The 20,332-nt window shown below is 67.5% G+C and carries 18 protein-coding genes; 6 read left to right on the top strand and 12 right to left on the bottom strand.

From position 1 onward, the window contains the following. The first annotated feature begins 12 nt into the window (after window positions 1–12). Together EOW65_RS00920 and coaD are read left to right on the top strand one after the other, a co-directional pair. The gene (locus EOW65_RS00920; protein WP_128147141.1) at window positions 13–447 is read left to right on the top strand and encodes a CBS domain-containing protein; all 435 of its coding nucleotides are present in this window, start codon (window positions 13–15) and stop codon (window positions 445–447) included. Window positions 448–538: 91 nt separating this feature from the next. Next, a complete protein-coding gene (gene coaD / locus EOW65_RS00925; protein WP_128147142.1) occupies window positions 539–1,036 on the top strand; it encodes a pantetheine-phosphate adenylyltransferase in 498 nt (165 codons plus the stop codon). A gap of 2 nt (window positions 1,037–1,038) precedes the next feature. On the opposite strand, the gene EOW65_RS00930 is transcribed toward coaD, so the two are convergent. From EOW65_RS00930 to purB, 6 genes are all read right to left on the bottom strand, one after another. After that, on the bottom strand, window positions 1,039–1,671 hold the full coding sequence (locus tag EOW65_RS00930; RefSeq protein ID WP_128147143.1) for a MarC family protein: 633 nt from the start codon (window positions 1,669–1,671) through the stop codon (window positions 1,039–1,041). 263 nt (window positions 1,672–1,934) lie between these two features. Continuing rightward, the gene (gene gap / locus EOW65_RS00935) at window positions 1,935–2,936 is read right to left on the bottom strand and encodes a type I glyceraldehyde-3-phosphate dehydrogenase (RefSeq protein WP_128147144.1); all 1,002 of its coding nucleotides are present in this window, start codon (window positions 2,934–2,936) and stop codon (window positions 1,935–1,937) included. Window positions 2,937–3,033: 97 nt separating this feature from the next. Beyond that, the gene (locus tag EOW65_RS19860; protein ID WP_164879948.1) at window positions 3,034–3,177 is read right to left on the bottom strand and encodes a hypothetical protein; all 144 of its coding nucleotides are present in this window, start codon (window positions 3,175–3,177) and stop codon (window positions 3,034–3,036) included. Between the two features lie 30 nt (window positions 3,178–3,207). Next, entirely contained in the window at window positions 3,208–4,212 is a 1,005-nt protein-coding gene (gap, locus tag EOW65_RS00940; RefSeq protein WP_113899401.1) for a type I glyceraldehyde-3-phosphate dehydrogenase, read from the bottom strand. A 263-nt stretch (window positions 4,213–4,475) separates the two neighbouring features. After that, window positions 4,476–5,507, bottom strand: coding sequence for a flagellar motor switch protein FliG (locus EOW65_RS00945; protein WP_240664426.1), 1,032 nt, complete (start codon window positions 5,505–5,507; stop codon window positions 4,476–4,478). Window positions 5,508–5,652: 145 nt separating this feature from the next. After that, window positions 5,653–6,960 carry an adenylosuccinate lyase gene (gene purB / locus EOW65_RS00950; RefSeq protein ID WP_128147146.1) on the bottom strand — a complete coding sequence of 436 codons (1,308 nt, stop codon included), beginning with the start codon at window positions 6,958–6,960 and terminating at the stop codon, window positions 5,653–5,655. 77 nt (window positions 6,961–7,037) lie between these two features. On the opposite strand from purB, the gene EOW65_RS00955 reads away from it, so the two are divergent. From EOW65_RS00955 to mprF, 3 genes are all read left to right on the top strand, one after another. Continuing rightward, entirely contained in the window at window positions 7,038–7,445 is a 408-nt protein-coding gene (locus EOW65_RS00955) for a DUF6314 family protein (RefSeq protein ID WP_128147147.1), read from the top strand. Window positions 7,446–7,689: 244 nt separating this feature from the next. Further along, on the top strand, window positions 7,690–8,475 hold the full coding sequence (locus EOW65_RS00960; protein ID WP_128147148.1) for a heme-dependent oxidative N-demethylase family protein: 786 nt from the start codon (window positions 7,690–7,692) through the stop codon (window positions 8,473–8,475). A gap of 111 nt (window positions 8,476–8,586) precedes the next feature. Continuing rightward, on the top strand, window positions 8,587–11,187 hold the full coding sequence (mprF, locus tag EOW65_RS00965; RefSeq protein ID WP_128147149.1) for a bifunctional lysylphosphatidylglycerol flippase/synthetase MprF: 2,601 nt from the start codon (window positions 8,587–8,589) through the stop codon (window positions 11,185–11,187). 6 nt (window positions 11,188–11,193) lie between these two features. On the opposite strand, the gene EOW65_RS00970 is transcribed toward mprF, so the two are convergent. The 3 genes from EOW65_RS00970 to acnA all read right to left on the bottom strand — a co-directional run bounded on the left by EOW65_RS00970 (window position 11,194) and on the right by acnA (window position 15,075). Then, window positions 11,194–11,505 (bottom strand): TM2 domain-containing protein, encoded by a 312-nt coding sequence (locus EOW65_RS00970; RefSeq protein ID WP_128147150.1) that lies wholly within the window; start codon window positions 11,503–11,505, stop codon window positions 11,194–11,196. Window positions 11,506–11,571: 66 nt separating this feature from the next. Then, entirely contained in the window at window positions 11,572–12,165 is a 594-nt protein-coding gene (locus tag EOW65_RS00975; protein WP_128147151.1) for a CAP domain-containing protein, read from the bottom strand. Window positions 12,166–12,321: 156 nt separating this feature from the next. Further along, window positions 12,322–15,075, bottom strand: a complete 2,754-nt coding sequence (gene acnA, locus EOW65_RS00980; protein ID WP_128147152.1) for an aconitate hydratase AcnA — start codon at window positions 15,073–15,075, stop codon at window positions 12,322–12,324. 275 nt (window positions 15,076–15,350) lie between these two features. Between acnA and EOW65_RS00985 the strand changes: the two genes are divergently transcribed. Further along, entirely contained in the window at window positions 15,351–16,367 is a 1,017-nt protein-coding gene (locus EOW65_RS00985; RefSeq protein WP_240664427.1) for a DUF1223 domain-containing protein, read from the top strand. 48 nt (window positions 16,368–16,415) lie between these two features. Here the strand turns inward: EOW65_RS00985 and EOW65_RS00990 are convergent, their stop codons facing one another. Genes EOW65_RS00990 through tkt form a run of 3 tightly spaced genes read right to left on the bottom strand, consistent with a single transcriptional unit; the run spans window position 16,416 to window position 20,260 of the window. Further along, window positions 16,416–17,309: a lysophospholipid acyltransferase family protein gene (locus EOW65_RS00990; RefSeq protein ID WP_128147153.1), complete on the bottom strand. Its 894-nt coding sequence runs from the start codon at window positions 17,307–17,309 to the stop codon at window positions 16,416–16,418. Window positions 17,310–17,312: 3 nt separating this feature from the next. Then, window positions 17,313–18,245 (bottom strand): DMT family transporter, encoded by a 933-nt coding sequence (locus tag EOW65_RS00995; protein WP_128147154.1) that lies wholly within the window; start codon window positions 18,243–18,245, stop codon window positions 17,313–17,315. Beyond that, window positions 18,242–20,260: a transketolase gene (gene tkt, locus EOW65_RS01000; protein WP_128147155.1), complete on the bottom strand. Its 2,019-nt coding sequence runs from the start codon at window positions 20,258–20,260 to the stop codon at window positions 18,242–18,244. The genes EOW65_RS00995 and tkt overlap by 4 nt, the downstream gene beginning before the upstream one ends. Between the last annotated feature and the right edge of the window lie 72 nt (window positions 20,261–20,332).

Raw genomic sequence — 20,332 nt, forward strand, 5'->3', positions numbered from 1 at the left:
AGGGAGGTTGCGATGCAGGTTCTGCAGATTCTGAAGTCGAAGGGGGACGACGGGGTGGTGACGGTGGTGCCGGGCACCACGGTTGCAGAGGTGGCGCGGGTGCTCTCGGCCCGCAGGATCGGCGCCTTGATCGTCTCGACCGATGGCAAGCACGTCGACGGCATCATCTCGGAACGCGACGTGGTGCGCGAGCTCGGCCGGCGCGGCCCCGCGGCACTGAGCCTGATGGTCGAGGAAGTGATGACCCGCAACGCCGTGGGCTGCACGCGGACCGACACCACCGAAGAGGTGATGGAGCAGATGAGCGCAGGCGGCTTCCGCCACATGCCGGTGATCGAGGAAGGCGAGATGGTCGGGCTGATCTCGATCCGCGATGTGATCGCCGCTCGACTGGGCGAGCTGCACCTCGAAAAGGAAGCCCTGACCGGGATGATCATGGGCAACTGACGCCGCGATGCGGCATCACAAGTCTTGCAAAAGGGCGCGCAATCTTGTTGCGTGCCCTTGACCTGTGAGGAACGGCACTGAGGAGGAGCCCATGCGCATCGGCCTGTACCCCGGAACTTTCGATCCGGTGACGCTGGGGCATATCGACATCATCCAGCGCGCGATGCCGCTCGTCGACCGGCTGGTGATCGGGGTGGCGATCAACCGCGACAAGGGGCCGCTGTTCACTCTCGAGGAACGGGTGGAGATGCTCGAGGCCGAATGCGCCGAGATCACCGCGCGCTGTGGCGGCGAGATCGTCGTGCATCCGTTCGAGAATCTGCTGATTCACTGTGCGCGCGATGTGAATGCGAATGTCATCATCCGCGGGCTGCGCGCCGTCGCCGATTTCGAATACGAGTTCCAGATGGTGGGCATGAACCGCGCCCTCGATGCCAGTGTCGAGACGGTGTTCCTGATGGCCGATGCTCGGCGTCAGGCGATCGCCTCGAAACTGGTGAAAGAGATCGCCCGGCTCGATGGCGAGGTGTCGCGCTTCGTCACCCCGGCGGTGCAGACCCGGCTTCTGGCGAAGCTCGGCAAGGGCTGAGCTCAGCCGCTGAATGAGGGCAGCACGCCGATCGAGACGAAGGCGCGCAGCACCGCATCGACGGCGACCGCGGCCAGCAGCATCCCCATCACCCGGCTGATCACCGCGGCGCCGGTGGTGCCGATCACCCGCAACAGCGGCGAGGCGGCCAGCATGATGCCCAGCGTCACCGCCAGCACCAGCGCCATCAGCGCCGTCGTCACCGCCTGATGGGCGATGGCGAAACGGTCGTTGTCGGTCAGGATCACCACCGTCAGCATCGCGCCCGGCGAGGCGATCGAGGGGATCGCCACCGGGAAGACCGAGGTCTGGCGCACCCGCTCGGCCTCGGCGATCTCTTCCTCGGGCTTCGAATGACCGAAGATCATCGTCAGCGCGAAGAGGAAGAGCACGATCCCGCCGGCGATCTGGAAGGCGGGCAGCGCAAGGCCGAGGGCATCAAGAACCACCTGACCGAGCACAATGAAGAGCGTCAGCACCACGAAGGACACGACCACCGCGCGGATCGCCACGGCGCGGCGCTGACCCGCGCTCATCCCCGCGGTGACAGCCAGGAACACCGGCAGCGTGCCGATCGGGTCGATCACGACCCACAGCGTGATGAATTCCTGCAGAAGCTGCGCGGGGCTGAGCAAGGGGCAATCCTTTCAAGGGGTTGCCGAACCCTAGCAGAGGGGTGCCCCCGGGGCCAAGGGGCCTGGGCGCGATACCGGGGGCCGCACCGATCACATGCGCGCGCGTTGCGTGAAAACCACGCCCGCTGGCGATGCACTGCCTGCACCGCCCGCCTTGCAGGCGCAGCAGGCGGCTTTGCCCGGGAAGGAGGCACAGGATGCAGGGGCAATGCGAAAGGGGCGCCCGGCGGGGCGCCCCTGGCAACCGGAAGGCCAGATGTCGGTCAGATCAGCTTGCCCATGGCAACGGCGGTGTCCGACATCCGGTTCGAGAAGCCCCATTCGTTGTCATACCACGACAGGATGCGCACCATGGTGCCGTCCATCACCTTGGTCTGGTCCATGTGGAAGACCGAGGAATGGCTGTCGTGGTTGAAGTCCATCGAGACATTCTTGTATTTGGTGTAGCCGAGGATGCCCTTCAGCGGCCCGTTCGCGGCGGCCTCGATCGCAGCGTTGATTTCCTCGACGGTGGTCGCGCGCTTCGCAGTGAAGACCAGATCGACGACCGAGACATTCGGCGTCGGCACCCGGATCGCCACGCCGTCGAGCTTGCCCTTGAGTTCGGGCAGCACGAGGCCCACGGCCTTCGCCGCGCCGGTCGAGGTCGGGATCATGCTCAGCGCCGCGGCGCGGGCGCGGTAGAGATCCTTGTGCAGCGTGTCGAGCGTCGGCTGGTCGCCCGTATAGCTGTGGATCGTGGTCATGAAGCCCTTCTCGATGCCGATCGCATCGTTCAGCACCTTCGCGACGGGGGAGAGGCAGTTCGTCGTGCACGAGGCATTCGAGACGATCAGGTCATCCTTGGTCAGGGTCTTGTCGTTCACGCCGAAGACGATGGTCTTGTCCGCGCCTTCGCCCGGAGCCGAGATCAGCACCCGCTTCGAGCCGTTCTCGAGATGCGGCAGACATTTCTCCTTCGAGGTGAAGATGCCGGTGCATTCGAGCACCACATCGACGCCCGCCCAGGGCAATTCCGCCGGGTTGCGCAGCGCCGTCACCTTCATCGCGCCGCGGCCGCAATCGATCCAGTCCTCGCCGGTCGTCACCTCTGCCGGAAACCGGCCATGCACCGAATCGAAGCGCAGCAGATGCGCGTTGGTCTCCACCGGGCCAAGGTCATTGATCGCCACGACCTCGATGTCGGTGCGACCCGATTCGATGATTGCGCGCAGCACATTGCGCCCGATACGGCCGAAACCGTTGATTGCCACCTTGACCGACATCCGTGTCTCCTTCGATTGCCTTCGCGACAGACCGCACAACCTAGACTAGGTCTAGGCTGTGAAATTTCCACGAAAGGTCAATGGCAAAACGCGGGGCTCAGCGCCAGAACGCGACCCAGTCGATCAGATCGACGGATTTTCGGGCGAGAAAAAGTGACGCGCCCCAGCCGTTGAAGAGCGCATCCGCCAGCAGACACAGAAAGATCAGGGCGGCAAGCCCGATGGAGATGGGGGTGTTCATCCGCTCCCTCGTCCCGGGCCTGCCCCGGGATTACTGCAGGAGCCGTCCGATCGCACCGGCCACGTCGGCCATGCGGCAGGAGAAGCCCCATTCGTTGTCGTACCACGCCAGCACGCGCACCAGGCGCCCGCCGGTGACCTTGGTCTGGTCCGGAGCAAAGATAGACGAATAGGGCGTGTGGTTGAAGTCGATCGAGACCTTGGGCTCGGGGTCATAGGCCAGAACCTTGCCCATGTGGCCGGCGGCGGCCTCGCGCATGATCTCGTTCACCTCGTCGCGGGTGACCGACTTACCGGCGATGAAGGTCAGATCGACGGCCGAGACATTCGGCGTCGGCACGCGCAGCGAGGTGCCGTCGAGGCGGCCGGCCAGTTCCGGCAGCACCTCGCCGATCGCCTTCGCGGCGCCGGTCGAGGTCGGGATCATCGCCATCGCCGCGGCGCGGGCGCGATAGAGGTCCTTGTGGCGGCGGTCGAGCGTCGGCTGGTCGCCGGTGTAGCTGTGCACCGTGGTCATGATCCCCGACTCGATGCCGATGCTGTCGTTCAGCACCTTGGCGAGCGGCGCAAGGCAGTTCGTGGTGCACGAGCCGTTCGACACGACCAGATGCTCGGGCAGCAGTTCGCGGTGGTTCACGCCATAGACGATGGTCTTGTCGGCATTGGTGGCCGGCGCCGAGACCAGGACGCGTTTCGCGCCGCGGCCGAGGTGGACGGCGGCCTTCTCGCGCGAGTTGAACTTGCCGGTGCATTCGAGGACGACGTCGACGCCGTCCCAGTTCAGCTCGTCGGGGTTGTAGGTCGACATCACCTCGATCGGGCCCTGGCCGAGGTCGAGCGTCTTGCCCTCGACCTTCACCGGACCGCCGAAGCGGCCGTGCACCGAGTCGTATTTCAGCAGGTGGGCGTTGGTCTCGATCGGGCCGGTGGCGTTGATCTTGACGACCTGAACGTCGTTGCGCGCGGCTTCGGCGATATGGGCCAGCGTGCAGCGGCCGATGCGGCCAAAGCCATTGATCCCGATGGTGACGGTCATATGCGCTCTCCTGACTGGGCGATGCGAGGGGCGATCGCGCGGACTCGATGCAGTGTCGGCGTGCGCATACCATGGCATGCAAGACCGGAAAACCCGTCGTTTCAGCATGATAGCGGAAACATCGCGTGGTTGCGGTAACGGTAGCGGCGAAGCCGTCACCACCGGCGGAAGACCGCCGGCGGCACGGGCCGCACGGCCCGCGCGCAGGGCGGGCCGGACAGCGGAGGGGGATGGCCCGCGGCCCGGGTGAGTCGCAGGGCGGCTCAGCTTTGCACGGGGTCCGGCGCGTCGTCCTCGGCAAGCAGATTCAGCTCGCCCGCCGCCTCCATCTCGCGGATCACGCCAACCACCGCGGCCATCGCCGCCTCGACATCCTTCGCGCGCAGCTTGCCGAGGCTGCCCATCTCTTCGCGCAGCGAGGCCGCCATGCGTTGCGACAGGTTGGCAAGGATGAACTCGGCTGCCTTCTCGTCCTCGCCGGTGGCACCGGCCAGCGCGACGATCAGTTGCGGCTGATCGACGTTGCGCAGGATGCGCGGCACGTCGCGGGTGTCGATCCGTTGCGGGATGTTGGTGAAGGTGAAGATCGCCTTGCGCACTTTCTCGGCGAAGTCCTGGTCCTCTTCCTCGAGGCCGATCAGCACGTCTTCGCGCGTTGCCGCGGCGGATTGATTCAGGATCGCGCCGACACGCTCGACCGCGCCGGTGTCGAAGGCGCGTGCGGGCACCGAATCGAGCTGCTGGGCGAGGGCGACGCCGATCCGCTGTACGGTCTCGGGGGCGACATTGCCGGTCAGCGATACCGCATAGGCGATGCGCCGCGCCCGCTCGCCCGGCAGTCGGCCGAGCAGCTCTGCCGCCTTCGGCACCGCAAGCTTCGACAGCAGCACCGCCGCCACCTCGACGCTTTCCTCGGTCATCACCGGCAGCAGCGTCTCGGTCGAGAGGCCGAGGATCCGCTCCCAGGGATCGGCGCCGGTACTGGCAAGCGCCAGGCGCCGCAGCCGGCTGGTCGCGGCCGAGGAGAGCTGTCCGTCCAGCAGGCTCAGCGCGCCGTCGAGCCCGTTCGGAAAGGTCAGTCCCACGGCTTCGAGCGCCTCGCAGAATTCCGCCACCACCGCGTGCAGCGTATCGCGATCGACAAGCTTCATCGCGCCGATCTGCGCCGTCAGCTCGGTCTGCTGGTCCTCGCTCAGCTCGGCAAGCGGCAACCGCATCCCCTCCGACGACAGCAGCCGGACGATGATCGCCGCCTTCTGCTGCGGCGAGAGCGCGACCACCGCCGTTGCGGTCACAGGCTTCGCCCCGGCCTGGGGGCCGGGGGGGATCCGGGCAAGTTCCACATCCGCCTCCGTTGCGGGTTGCACTGCGGCGCAACCTGCCACGGGAGGGTTAAGGGCCGGTTAGCCGCCGCCCCCGAAGGCGCGGCGGCAGGTCGGGTCAGACGTCGCCGAAGACGCGGGCGAAGATCGTGTCGACATGCTTGGTGTGATAGCCGAGGTCGAATTTCTCCTCGATCTCGGCCGGGCTCAGCGCCGCGGTGACCTCGGGGTCGGCGAGCAGCTCGGTCTTGAAGTCGGCGCCATGCTCCCAGACCTTCATCGCGTTGCGCTGCACCAGACGATAGGCATCCTCGCGGCTGACACCGGCCTGGGTCAGCGCCAGAAGCACCCGCTGCGACATCACCAGCCCTTTGAACTTGTTGAGGTTGTTCAGCATGTTCTCGGGGTAGATCACGAGGTTCTCGATCAGACCCGCGAGCCGGTTCAGCGCGAAGTCGAGCGTTACCGTGGTGTCCGGGCCGATGCCGCGCTCGACCGAGCTGTGCGAGATGTCGCGCTCGTGCCAGAGCGCGACGTTCTCCATCGCCGGCACCACCGCCATGCGGACAAGGCGGGCAAGGCCGGTGAGGTTCTCGCTCAGCACCGGGTTGCGCTTGTGCGGCATCGCCGACGAGCCCTTCTGCCCCTTCGAGAAGAATTCCTCGGCCTCGAGCACCTCGGTGCGCTGCATGTGGCGGACCTCGATCGCGACGTTCTCGATCGAGGAGGCGATCACGCCAAGGGTGGCGAAGAACATCGCGTGACGGTCGCGCGGGATCACCTGGGTCGAGATCGGCTCGGGGCGCAGCCCCATCATCTTGCACACGTGTTCCTCGACGCGCGGGTCGATGTTGGCGAAGGTGCCGACCGCGCCCGAGATCGCGCCGGTGGCCACTTCCGCGCGCGCCGCCGCCAGACGGGCCCTGTTGCGGTCCATCTCGGCGTAGAAGCGCGCGAAGGTCAGGCCCATCGTGGTGGGCTCGGCGTGGATGCCGTGCGAGCGGCCGATGCGGACGGTGTCCTTGTGCTCGAAGGCGCGCTTCTTCAGCGCGGCCAGGACGCGGTCCATGTCCTTCAGCAAGATGTCCGCGGCGCGCGTCAGCTGCACGTTCAGCGTGGTGTCGAGCACGTCCGAGGAGGTCATGCCCTGGTGCACGAAGCGCGCCTCGGTCGAGCCGATATGTTCGGCCAGATGCGTCAGGAAGGCGATCACGTCATGCTTGGTGACGGCTTCGATCTCGTCGATGCGGGCGACGTCGAACTCGACATCCTTCGCCTTCCAGACGGCGGCGGCGCTTTCCTTCGGGATCACGCCGAGTTCTGCCTGGGCGTCGCAGGCATGCGCCTCGATCTCGTACCAGATCTTGAACTTGGTGGCGGGTTCCCAGATGTCGACCATCTCTTTGCGGGAATAACGCGGGATCATGGCGGGCCTCTCGGTTGTGGCAGCGTTGCCGGGCTTCTAGACTGCGCGGCACCTTCGGGCAAGGCAAAGGGACGGCAATGCGGCTGCGGCTGAGCGATTTTGCAGGGGAATGGACGCTCGCGCGCGAGATCGCTCAGCCGGGCACGGGCCTCGCGCGCTTCGAGGGGCGCGTGTGCTTCACCCCGGACGGCACGGGGCTCGCCTATCACGAGACGGGCACACTCACCCTTCCGGGCGCCGCCCCGATGCGGGCCGAACGCGCGTATCTGTGGCGCGAGGAGGGGGCGGAGATCGTCGTGCTCTTCTCCGACGGCCGGCCCTTCCACCGCTTCGACCCGGCGATGCCGGCGGCGCATCACTGGTGCGACCCCGACGATTACCGTGTGCGCTACGATTTCGCCGCCTGGCCCGACTGGCGCGCCGAGTGGAGGGTGACGGGGCCGCGCAAGGACTATGTGATGCGCTCGCGCTACCGGCGCGGCTGAGGCGGGCAGGGCGGAAGGGGGGGGGCTGCCCACCGTCCTGCGGACACCCCTCGGGATATTTTCGGCAATTGGAAGCGGGAGAGGGCCTGTCCGCTTCGATCCGCCGGGATTTCGCAGCCGCCCCCTGCTTCTAATTGCTGAAAAAATCCTCGGCGGTGAGGCGCATATGCGCCGAGGGGGCGGAAAGCCCGCTTTCGACATCTGCCCCCTTGCGCGGGCGCGGATTCGGCGCTCCTCTGCCGTCATGAGCGAGATCCGACAGAGCCGACTTCCCTTCGCCCCCTGGGCCGACGCGCGCACCCGCCGCCTGCCGGGGATTTTGCCAATCCCCATGGAGGAGTGGCTCGAGGTCGATGACGCCTATGGGGCCCAGATGGCCGAGCGGGAGCGGTTGATTGCCAGCTGTCCAGAGGCCGTTCTGGCGCTTGCCCCCGAGGCGCAGGCGGCGGCCGACGAGCTTTACGCCATGGTGCTTGATCTGCTGCCGGCGCTTGGCTTCGTGCCGGTCGCGGGCGGGCTGCGCCGGCCCGACGGGGTCGAGGTGGCGCTCGATCCCGATGCGCCGCTCGCCACCCTCGGCCGGCTGGTGCAGGAGGATCTGTGCCTGATGCGCGAGGGGCCGGATGGACATGTGCTTGCCGGTGCCGTGCTGTGTTTCCCGGCCGGCTGGATGCTGGCCGAGAAATTCGGCCGGCCGATGATGGGCATTCACCGCCCCGTCGCGAAATACACCGAGGATGTCGGCGCGCGGGTACAACGGCTGATGGACGGGGTGCAGCCGGGCCGGGTGCTGATGCGCGGCACCGCACATCACTCGAACGCCGCCCTGCACAACCCGCGCCGCGAGGCGCAGGGCCGCGCCCCCGAGGGCGATCTGCCCTTCATCCGGGTCGAGCGTCAGGGCCTCGTGCGTCTGCCTGAAACCCGCTACGTCTCCTTCTCGATCCACACCTATGTGGTCGAGCCTGCGGCCCTCAGCCCCGAACAGGCGGCGCTGCTGGCCGAGTTCCCGATCCGCGAGGCGGCCTGAGAGGCGCGACGTGACGCCCTGCCTGCCCATGCGCTCTTGTCTTGCGCGGCAATTCCTGCAACTCAGGGGGCAGGAAGACGACCGGGGGGATTGCATGACCGAGGGGCCGAGATGACGGAGCCGGTGACGGCATCCGCGCGGCGGGCACGGCTGCGCCACCTCGCGCCGGTGCTGGTCGGGCTTGGCCTTTTCGCGCTTGGAATCTGGGCGCTGCACCACCTGCTGCAGCCGATCCATGCCGCCGACATCATCGCGCAGATGCGCTCGATGCCGCTGCATGTGCTGGCGGTGGCGCTTGGCGCGACGACGCTCGGCTATTGCGCGCTGATCGGCTATGACTTCTGGGCGCTGAAATACCTCGAGAAGAAGCTGCCTCTGCGGGTGGTCGCCCTGGGCGGCTTCCTCGGCTATGCCTTCGGCAACACCATCGGCATCTCGGTGCTGTCCGGCGGCGCGGTCCGCTACCGGATCTATTCCGCCTTCGGGCTCAACGCCTTCGAGGTGGCGGCGCTGGCCTCCTATATCGCGATCGCGATGGGCACGGGGCTGAGCCTTGTGGGCGTCTTCGCGCTGGCACTGCACCCCGCCGCGCTGACCGGGTTGCTGCCGCTTTCCGAAACGGCGATCCGAACGCTCGCCCTTCTGGGCGGTGGCGGCACGCTCGGCCTGCTCTATGCACTCGCCTTCTCGGGCCGCTCGCTGCGCATCCGCAATTTCGAGCTTGCGATGCCGAGCCCGCGGATCCTGACCGGGCAGATGATCGTCGCGCTGTTCGATTCCGGCATGGCCTCGCTCACGCTTTACGTGCTGCTGCCCGAGGGCGCGCCCGATTACGTCACCTTCCTCGCGATCTATGCGACGGCGACGATGGTCGGGGTGATGAGCCACGTGCCGGGCGGGGTGGGCGTGTTCGAGACCGTGGTGATGGCGGCGATGCCGGCGGGAACGGCGGCGGGCGATGTCGCCGCGGCGCTGCTGCTGTTCCGCATCATCTACTATCTGCTGCCCTTCACCATCGCCTTCGTCATCGTCTCGCTGAACGAGGCGCGGCTTGCCGGTGGCTGGGCGGTACGGCTCTTCGGCGAGATCTCCGAGCCGATGCGGCCGGCCTTCAACGCGCTTGCCGGCATCGTGCCCTGGCTGGTCGGGGCCTGGGCCTTCGGGCTTGGCGCCTACATGCTGGCCGTGGCGCTCAGCCCCTCGGTGCGGGCCTCGGCAGTCGATGACAACGACCTTGTCGGCGCGATCCTGCTCGAGGGGGGCACGCTCACCTCCTCGGTGATGGGGATCGTGCTGCTGATCCTGTCACACGGGCTGATCCGGCGCGTTTCGGGCGCGTTCTGGCTGACCCTTGCGGCGATCGCGGGGGGCGCCGTCGCCTCGCTCCTGAACGATTTCGATTACGAGAGTGCGGCGCTTCTTGCCCTTGGCGGCCTCGTCCTGCTGCCGTTCCGGCACGAGTTCTATCGCCGCGCGAAGATCACCGAGGGGGTGCTCGGCCCGGCCTGGTTCGGGCTGGTCGCCGCGGTGATCCTGGCCGCCGCGACCTTTTTCTTCTTCGTGCACGCGGCGACGCCCTATTCGCTCGACCTCTGGATCGACTTCGCCCGCTCGGCCAACACGCCCCGTTCGCTGCGGGCGGGACTTGCTGCCTCGGCGGTGCTGTTCTTCTACACCGTCTTCCTGGCGCTGCAGCCGGTGCGCCGTCCGCGCGTCGAGCCCTGCGAAAGCGTGATCGACCATGCTGCGCGCATAGTGAGCGCGCAGGACGACCCGCAGGCTTGCCTGGCGCTCACCGGCGACAAGGAGCTGCGCTTCTCGGCCGACGGGCGGGCCTTCATCATGTATGGCCGGCGCCGCGCCGACTGGATCGCCTATGGCGACCCGGTGGGGGCCGAGGAGGCGATTCCGACGCTGGGCTGGGATTTCGTCGAGGAGGCGCAGAAGGCGAATTGCCGGCCGGTCTTCTACGAGATCTCCGAACGCCATCTGCCGCTGATGATCGAGATGGGGCTGGCACTGCACAAGGTCGGCGAAGAGGCTGTCGTGCGCCTGCCCGAGTTCTCGCTTGCGGGCGCCAAGTTCAAGACCATGCGCGCGGCCTATAACAAGCGGCTGCGCGAGGGGCTGGCGGTCGAGGTTCTGGCGCCGCCCCATGCGCCGGCACTGGTCGAGGAGCTGCGCGCCGTCTCGGACGCGTGGCTCGGCGACAAGGTCGGGCGCGAGAAGGGCTTCTCCGTCGGCCGCTTCGACCCGGCCTGGCTCGACCGCACGGCCGTGGCCGTGGTGCGCCGCGAGGGCCGGGTTCTGGCCTTCGCCAGCATCCTCGCCCCGGGCAGCGGCCGGCGCGTCGCGGTCGACCTGATGCGCTATCTGCCCGAGGAGGCCTCGGGGATGATCGAGTTCCTCTTCCTCGCGCTGATCGAGCATTACCGCGCCGCCGGGGCCGAGGAATTCTCGCTCGGCATGGCGCCGCTTGCGGGGCTGTCGGACCGGCGCACGGCGCAGCTGTGGCACCGCTTCGGTGCGCTGATGTTCCGCCACGGCGGGGCGTTCTACAACTTCGAGGGGCTGCGCGCCTTCAAGCAGAAGTTCCAGCCCGACTGGCGGCCGCGCTACATCGCGCTGCCGGTGGGGGTGTCGCCGATGATGGCGATGGCCGATGTCGCGCTCTTGATCGCCGGCGGGCCGCGCGGGCTGATCGGCAAGTAGGCTCGATCAGACCTCGCGCCCGGTGCGCAGCCGCCAGCGCATCTCGGCAGTGTCCGAGGCGATCATCGACGGGATCAGGAAGGCGTCCAGCAGCCACCACAGCCCGACGAGGCCAAGCGGCAGATAGCCCACCAGCACCGGCGCCAGCAGCGTGCCGAGGCCGAAGAGGGCGAGCATGAACAGCCCCGAGACCCAGCGACCGAGATAGAAGCGGTGCGCGCCGAAGAAGCCGAGGAAGAACCACAGCAGATAGGCCGCCGCCGCCGATTTGCGGTCATTGGCGATGCGCTGTTCGATCCAGAGATCGCGGTCTGTCATGTAAACCTCCGTAACATGTGCGGAGGATATGGGGAGGGCGTGGGCGCTGTGCAAGGGCGCAGCGCGTCAGTGCCCCTTCGTCGCGTAGACGGCCGTCCAGAACGTCGCGGTGCCATCGGCGGCGACCGCATGGCCGATGCCGAAGTCCTGCATCTGCGCGATGGTGATGTTCGCCCGATGCTTGGGCGAGAGGGCCCATTGCTCGAGCGTGCCCGTCAGGGTGAACCGTCCCGGGGCGCCGGCGGCGATGTTCTCGGAAATCACCCGCGGCCGGTATCCTTCCTGCTTGGCGCGGGCGAGCGGCCCGGTCGTCGAGGTGCCGGCATGGGTCATCAGACCGCGGCGCGCCATGTCGCAGGCGTGTTTTTCCGCCACGCGCTGAAGCACCGGGTTCGCGGTGAGCGGGGCAAGACCGGCCTCGCGGCGCACGGCATTTGTCCGGGCCAGCGCCGCGCTGACCTCGGCTGTGCTGGTCGTCGGACAGGCCGCCGCCCCGGCCGTGGTAACGGCAAGATCGCCATGTCCGTCGGTCCAGATCACCTTGCCGGGCAGGGCGGGGGCTGCCGCGACCTCGGGCGCCGGGGCGGGCGGCGCGGCACAGCCCGCAACAAGCGCAAGAGCAAGGATGGTGGGCAGGGTCGGGGGCAGGGAGCGGGACATGGAACGGGAACCTGTGGCAGACGATGGGACGGCGAAGCGTGCCGCCAGAGTGGCGGCGAGCCCTTAACGCACGGATAAGATCGCGGTTTCGGGGGCGGGCGGAAATGAAAAAAGGCCCCGCAAGTGCGGGGCCTTTCCTGTTTCCGAGCCGGAAGATCAGGCCTTGGCGAGGTTGCGCAGCACGTAGTGCAGCACGCCGCCGTTCTTCAGGTACTCGATCTCGACCTCGGTATCGATCCGGGCCTTGAGCTGGATCGTCTTCACCGAGCCGTCCTTGAAGGTGATGGTGCAGGGCACCAGCGAGAGCGGCTTGATGTCGCCTTCGAGGCCCTCGATCGTCACCACCTCGTCGCCGGTCAGGCCGAGCGTCTTGCGGGTGTCGCCGCCGGTGAACTCGAACGGGATGACGCCCATGCCGATCAGGTTCGAGCGGTGGATCCGCTCGAAGCTTTCCGCGATCACCGCCTTGACGCCGAGCAGGTTGGTGCCCTTCGCCGCCCAGTCACGCGACGAGCCCGCGCCGTATTCGATGCCGCCGAAGATCACCAGCGGGATGCCCGCCGCCTGATATTCCATCGAGGCGTCGAAGATCGTCGTCTGTTCGCCGTTCGGGCCCTTGGTGTAGCCGCCCTCGACGCCATCCAGCATCTCGTTCTTGATGCGGATATTGGCGAAGGTGCCGCGCATCATGACTTCGTGGTTGCCGCGGCGCGAGCCGTAGCTGTTGAAGTCCTTCGGCGCGACGCCGCGCTCGGTCAGGTACTTGCCGGCCGGGGTGGTCGGCTTGAACGAGCCCGCGGGCGAGATGTGGTCGGTGGTGATCATGTCGCCGAGCACCGCGAGAACGCGGGCGTTGGTGACGTTCGAGATCACGCCCGGTTCCTTCGCCATGCCCTGGAAGTAGGGCGGGTTCTGGATGTAGGTCGACTCGGCCGGCCAGTCGTAGGTCTCACCCTCGGTGGTCTTCACGCCCTGCCAGTTGGTGTCGCCCTTGAACACGTCGGCGTATTTCGCAAGGAAGGCCTCGCGGGTCACGCATTTCTCGACGAGTTCGGCGATCTCGGCGTCGGTCGGCCAGATGTCCTTGAGATAGACCGGCTTGCCGTCCTTCGAGGTGGCGATCGGCTCGCTCGACAGGTCGATGTTCATGTCGCCGGCGATCGCATAGGCGACCACGAGCGGTGGCGAGGCGAGGAAGTTCGCGCGCACGTCGGGCGAGATGCGGCCTTCGAAGTTGCGGTTGCCCGAGAGCACGGCCGCGGCGACGAGGTCGTTGTCGTTGATCGCCTTCGAGATCGCCGGATCGCCGAGCGGGCCCGAGTTGCCGATGCAGGTGGTGCAGCCGAAGCCGACGATGTTGAAGCCGAGCGCGTCAAGATCGTCCTGCAGATCGGCGGCCTTCAGGTATTCCTGCACGACCTGCGACCCGGGGGCGAGCGAGGTCTTCACCCAGGGCTTCGCGGTCAGGCCGAGTGCGCGCGCCTTGCGGGCGACGAGACCGGCACCGATCAGCACATAGGGGTTCGAGGTGTTGGTGCACGAGGTGATCGAGGCGATGACCACGGAGCCGTCACCGACCTTGTAGTCCTTGCCCTCGACGGCGACCGACTTGCAGACGTTGACCGGCTTCGTCGTGGTGTCGCCTTCCGAGGCCATCGCCGCGGCCTCGGCCGAGACGTCGATGCCGCGGTAGGAGGCGACGACCTTCGAGAAGGTCGATTTCGCGTCGGTCAGCGGCAGGTAGTCCTGCGGACGCTTCGGACCCGAGATCGCCGGGACGATCGAGCCCATGTCGAGCTCGAGGGTCGACGAATAGACCGGCGCATAATCCGCACCGCGCCAGAAGCCGTTTTCCTTCGCATAGGCCTCGACCAGGGCGATGCGCTCTTCCGAGCGGCCGGTCTGCTTGAGGTAGCGCAGGGTTTCCGCATCGATCGGGAAGAAGCCGCAGGTCGCGCCGTATTCGGGCGCCATGTTGGCGATGGTGGCGCGCTGCGCCAGCGGCAGCTTGTCGAGGCCTTCGCCGTAGAATTCGACGAACTTGCCGACCACGCCGTGCTTGCGCAGCATCTGCACGACCTTCAGCACGAGGTCGGTGCCGGTGGTGCCTTCGACCATCGCGCCGGTCAGCTTGAAGCCGACGACTTCCGGGATCAGCATCGACACGGGCTGGCCGAGCATCGCGGCCTCGGCCTCGATGCCGCCCACGCCCCAGCCGAGAACGGCGGCGCCGTTCACCATCGTGGTGTGGCTGTCGGTGCCGACGAGGGTGTCGGGATAGGCCACGAGCTCGCCGTTCTGGTCGGTGTCGGTCCAGACGGTCTGGGCGAGGTATTCAAGGTTCACCTGGTGGCAGATGCCGGTGCCCGGGGGAACGACGCGGAAGTTCTCGAACGCGCCCTGGCCCCATTTCAGGAACTGATAGCGCTCCATGTTGCGCTCGTATTCCAGTTCCACGTTGCGCTGGAAGGCGCGCGGGTTGCCGAACTCGTCAATCATCACCGAGTGGTCGATGACCAGGTCGACGGGGACGAGCGGGTTGATCTTCTGCGCGTCGCCGCCCAGACCCTTGATGCCGTCGCGCATCGCGGCGAGGTCGACCACGGCCGGAACGCCGGTGAAGTCCTGCATCAGCACGCGGGCCGGACGGTAGGCGATTTCGCGCGGGTTCTTGCCGCCCATCTTCGCCCAGTCACCGAAGGCCTTGATGTCCTCGACCGAGACCGAGAAGCCGCCGTCCTCGAACCGCAGCAGGTTCTCGAGCACGACCTTCAGCGAAGCGGGCAGCTTCGAGAAGTCGCCGAGCCCCGCCTCTTGCGCGGCCGGGATCGAGTAATAGGAATAGGACGTTCCGCCGACGGCGAGCGTGCGGCGCGTCTTGGCAGTGTCTTTGCCGGTGACGACGGTCATGGGGACTGGCCTCCCTTGCAGTGATCGGATTGAGATCAGGGTTTCGCTGCGGCCGTTCTGCCCCAACGGGGGGAGTCGATCAAGGGGGATGCGGCATTTTTGTATACCATTGCACACTGATTTTCACGCCGCTCGCGGAAGAGCGCCGACAGCGGTCGCGGGCGTTCGCGCTATCAGTGGCCAGTGGCCGGCTGACGCAGGGGAAATCGCAAAACCTTGATTGGCAAAGGCCATGCCCTCAGCTTAGGAAGAGACCTGCAAGGGAAAGGGGCGCCATGGCACTGGCACGCGCGATCATCGGCACCGCCGCCGGAGGCTGGCTGGCACTGACCTTCGCCGCGGTCTGCGGCGCCCAGGCCTTCGCGGATGGCGTGGATCTGGGGCATGGTCCCGGTCCGGGCGCCGGGCTGCTTGGCGATTCCGCCGCGATGGTTCTTGCCGATGCCGGCACGGCAGCCGGAAACGGCGGCGGAAATGGTGGCGGAAATGGTGGCGGCGGCGCGGCACCCGCCCCCGGCACGCTTTCCGGCCCGTCGCTGATCGAGAATCTGAACCAGGCGCTCGAGAATGCGCTCGGGAAGGCCGGGGTGTCCGATGCGATGTCGCTGATGGCGCGCACCGCCGGCGCGGAGCCTGCGCGCGGCCCGGTGGTGGTCGAGCTCTTCACCTCGCAGGGCTGTTCGGCCTGCCCGCCGGCAGACGAGCTTCTGGCGAAGATTGCCGATCGTGCCGATGTGATCGCGCTGTCGCTGCACGTCGATTACTGGGATTACCTCGGCTGGGAGGACCCCTTCGCCCAGCCCGCCTTCACCGCCCGGCAAAAGGCCTATGCCCGCGCCGCGCGCAGCCGCACCATCTTCACCCCGCAGATGATCGTCGAGGGCGAGCAGTCGCTCGTCGCGCCGAGCGAGACAGAGCTTGAGCAGATGATCGCGCGCGAATACGAGGCCCCCGATGCCGTGGCGCTCAGTGTCTCGGGCACGAAGGGCAATTATCAGATCGAGCTGCGCGCCGATCCGCCGCTGACCCAGAATGCGGTGGTGCAGATCGTGCGCTTCGCGCCGCAGGCGCGGGTCGAAATCCTGCGCGGCGAGAACGCGGGGATGGTGCTCGATTACGCCAATGTCGTCACCGCCTGGCATGCCGTGGCCGATTGGGACGGCCGCACGCCGACCCGGCTCACCGCGAAGATCGACGGCGACGAACCGGCGGTGGTGATCGTGCAAAGCGCGACGCCCGGCAAGTCGGCGCCGCTGCCGGGGCCGATCCTCGCCGCCGCCCGGCTGAACTGATCCCGTATCGCCGGCCCGTCTCGGGACGCGCCGCGTCAGGCCGTCGGCTCAGGCCTGCGGCGTTTTCGGCCGGCGGTCCTTCCAGCGCCGGTGCACCCAGAGCCATTGCTCCATATGGGCCCGGATCTGCCGCTCCAGCGCGTCGTTCAGCGCCTGGGTCATCGTCTCGGCATCGCTGTGCGGCACCGGCGCCTCGACCAGGATGCGGAAGCTCAGCCCGTCGGGCTGGCGGATCGCATAGATCGGGATCAGGTCGGCCTTCAGCTTCAGCGCCAGCTCGGCCGCCGAAGTGGGGGTTTGCGCCGGACGTCCGAAGAAGGTCAGATGTGCGCCCTGGCGGAAGAACTGGTCAAAGCCGAAGGCCACCATGCCGCCCGAGCGCAGGAAGCGCAGCATCGCCTTCAGATCGTGGTCGCGGGCGAAGAGCGGCGTCGCGATGGCCGAGATCGCACGCAGGTAATGGCGGTTGAACAGCGCGTTGCCCATCGGCCGGTAGATCGCGCCGATGCGGTAGCCGCGCCCGGCCAGCGCGCCGCGCCAGGCGTCGTAATTGCCGAAATGCCCGGCTGCGACGATCACCGGCCGGCCCTCGTCATGGGCGGCCTGCAGCGCGGCGGCCCCCGGACCTTCAAGCGGCAGGTTGCGCACCCGGGCGAGGAATTCCTCGCCGGAATAGATCTCGGCGAGCGAGCGGCCGACATTGTCGGGCACCGCACGCACCAGCCGCTCGACCTCGGCCGTCGGCAGCTCGGGGCAGGTCAGGGCAAGATTCGCGCGGATCCGCCGGCGCCAGCCCGCGACCGGCGCCACCAGATGCGTCACCGCCCAGCCCATCATCGGCACCCGCCGCTCGTAGGGGAGGCTGCGCGCAAGCGCCATCAGGCCACGGAATACCGTGTCGGACAGGCGGTCGGACAGGCTGGGATGCGGGATCTCGGTCATCGCTCACTCTGCGGACTTGCGTTCGCGATACCAGACATAGAGACCCGCCCCGACGATCACAAGCGCACCGGCCACCGTCCAGGCGTCGGGCAGCTGACCGAAGAAGACAAAGCCCCACAGGCTCGCGAAGATCAGGCTGAAATAGCCGAAGGGAGCAAGTGTCGAGGCCTCGCTCAGGCTGAAGGCACGCACGACGAGTGCCTGACCGGCGCTGCCCAGAACGCCAAGCGCCAGGAAGATCGGGAAATCGGCCATCGCCACTTCCTTCCAGACGAAGGGCAGGGCGATCGAGCTGAGCACTGTGCCGACCAGCGCCGACCAGATCAGCGAGGTGGCGAGCGGGTCGGTGCGCACGACGCGGGTGAGCAGGTTGCCCGCGGCATAGCTGAAGGCCGAGGCGAAGGCGAGGGCGGCCGCGGGCTCGAAGGCGCCGACGCCCGGGCGCAGGATCACCAGCGCGCCGAGGAAGGCGATGACGATGCCGGCGATGCGGCGCGGCCCGATCCGCTCGCCCAGGAACAGCGCCGCGCCGAGCGTGATGAGGATCGGGTTGATGTCGAAGAGCGCATCCGCCTCGGCCAGACCGATGTGACGGATGGCGACGAAGAAGAGCACGATGGTAATCACCTGCATCACCCCGCGCGCCGCCTGCGCGAGCGGCTGGCGGGTGCGCAGGCGCGGAAGGAACGCGCCGCGATAGACCAGTGCCACCAGTGCGAGATTGATCGCGAAGCGCGCCCAGATCACCTGCGCCGGATGGTAGCGGGTGACGAGATACTTCGCCACCGCGTCCATCAGCGTGAAGGTCGCGAGCGAGCCAAGCAGGAACAGCACGCCCAGCCCGGCCGCGCGCCGCCGGGCCGCTGCCGCCTGGTCAACGGCAGAGGGGGCCGCTTGCGGCCCCCCCGGTTCAGTCTGGATCTGGGTCGGGCTCAAAGCAGGCTTTTCACCTTTTCGGCCACCGCCTCGGCGGTGATGCCGAATTCCTGATAAAGCCGATCGGCCGGGGCCGAGGCGCCAAAGCCGGTCATGCCGACGAAGCCCGCCTTCTTTTCCGAACCGCGCTCGCCCAGGAGCCAGCGGTCCCAGGGCTGACGCACCGCGGCCTCGACGGCCACACGCACCGCGCCCGGCGGCAGGATCTTGCGGCGGTAGGCCTCGTCCTGCGCCGCGAAGAGCTCCATGCAGGGCATCGACACGACGCGGGTGCCGATCGCCTGCGCCTGCAGGATCTCGCGGGCCTTCAGCGCGATCTCGACTTCCGAGCCGGTCGCCATGATGACGGCCTGACGCTTGCCCGCCGCTTCCTCGAGCACATAGGCACCCTTCGCGGTCAGGTTCGCGCCCGAGTGCTTGGTGCGCAGGGTGGGCAGGTTCTGCCGGCTCAGCGCCAGCACCGAGGGGGTCTTTTCCGAGCTGAGCGCCAGTTCCCAGGCCTCGGCCGTCTCGATCACGTCGGCGGGGCGGAAGGTCCAGGTGTTCGGCGTGGCGCGGCAGATCGCCAGATGCTCGACCGGCTGGTGGGTCGGGCCGTCTTCGCCCAGGCCGATACTGTCATGGGTCATCACATAGACCGCCGGAACGCCCATCAGCGCCGACAGGCGCATCGCGCCGCGGGCATAGTCGGTGAAGCAGAAGAAGGTGCCGCCATAGGGGCGCACGCCGCCATGCAGGTAGAGCCCGTTCATCGCCGCCGCCATGCCGTGTTCGCGGATGCCGTAGCGGATGTAGCGGCCCTTGCGGTTGTCGGGCATGAAGTCGCCGAGCCCCGGGGTCAGCGTCAGGTTCGAGCCGGTGAGGTCGGCCGAGCCGCCGATGGTTTCCGGAATGACCGGGTTCACCGCGGCGAGCACCATTTCCGAGGCCTTGCGGGTCGCGACCTTGGGCGCGGCTTCCGACTGCGCCTTCTTGAAGGCGCGGATCGCCGAGGCGAGCTTCTTCGACACGCCGCGGCTCATCTGCCGCTCGAACTCGGCCTTCTTCGCGGGCGAGAGCGCATTCAGACGCTCTTCCCACTCGGCGCGGGCGGTGGCGCCCTTCGCACCGATCGCTTCCCATTCGGCCTTGATCTCGGCCGGGATCTCGAACGGGCCATAGGGCCAGCCGTAGATCTCCTTGGTCGCGGCCAGTTCCTTGTCGCCCAGCGGCGAGCCATGCACCGAATAGCTGTCCGACTTGGTCGGCGCACCGAAGCCGATGATCGTCTTGCAGTCGACGAGCACCGGACGCTTGGCCTTCTTCGCCTCGGTCAGCGCGCGGTCGATGTCGGCCGGGTCATGGCCGTCGCAGGCAAGCACCTGCCAGCCCGAGGCCTCGAAGCGCTTGTGCTGGTCGGTGATGTCCGACACCGTCACGCGGCCGTCGATGGTGATGTTGTTGTTGTCCCAAAGGACGATCAGGTTGTCGAGTTCCTGCTTGCCGGCAAGGCCGATCGCTTCCTGGCTGATGCCTTCCATCAGGCAGCCGTCGCCGGCGATCACCCAGATCTTGTGATCGACGACCTTCTTGCCGAAGCGCGCGGCCATCGACTTCTCGGCGATCGCCATGCCGACCGCTGTCGAGATCCCCTGGCCGAGCGGGCCGGTGGTGGTCTCGACGCCCTCGAGATGGCCGTATTCCGGGTGACCCGCCATGCGCGAGCCCCACTGCCGGAACGACTTCACCTGATCGAGCGTCGCCTGTTCATAGCCGGTGAGGTAGAGCAGCGAATAGAGCAGCATCGAGGCATGCCCGGCCGAGAGCACGAAGCGGTCGCGGTCTGCCCAGCCCGGCGCCTTGGCGTCGAACTTCAGGTGGTTGCTGTAAAGCACCGTCGCGACATCGGCAAGGCCCATCGGCGCGCCGGGGTGGCCGGAATTGGCGGCCTGAACCGCATCCATGGCGAGAGCGCGGATCGCGGTCGCAAGTTTCCAGTGGTCGGGGTGAGTGGCACGGAGCGTGGCGATGTCCAAGAGCCTCTCCTTTCGATGCGATGTTGGCGTTAACTTGCGCCCCTGATAGCAGGGATCGGGGCAAGTTCAAGC

The sequence above is a fragment of the Paenirhodobacter ferrireducens genome, assembly GCF_004022265.1.
Classification (GTDB): domain Bacteria; phylum Pseudomonadota; class Alphaproteobacteria; order Rhodobacterales; family Rhodobacteraceae; genus Rhodobacter; species Rhodobacter ferrireducens.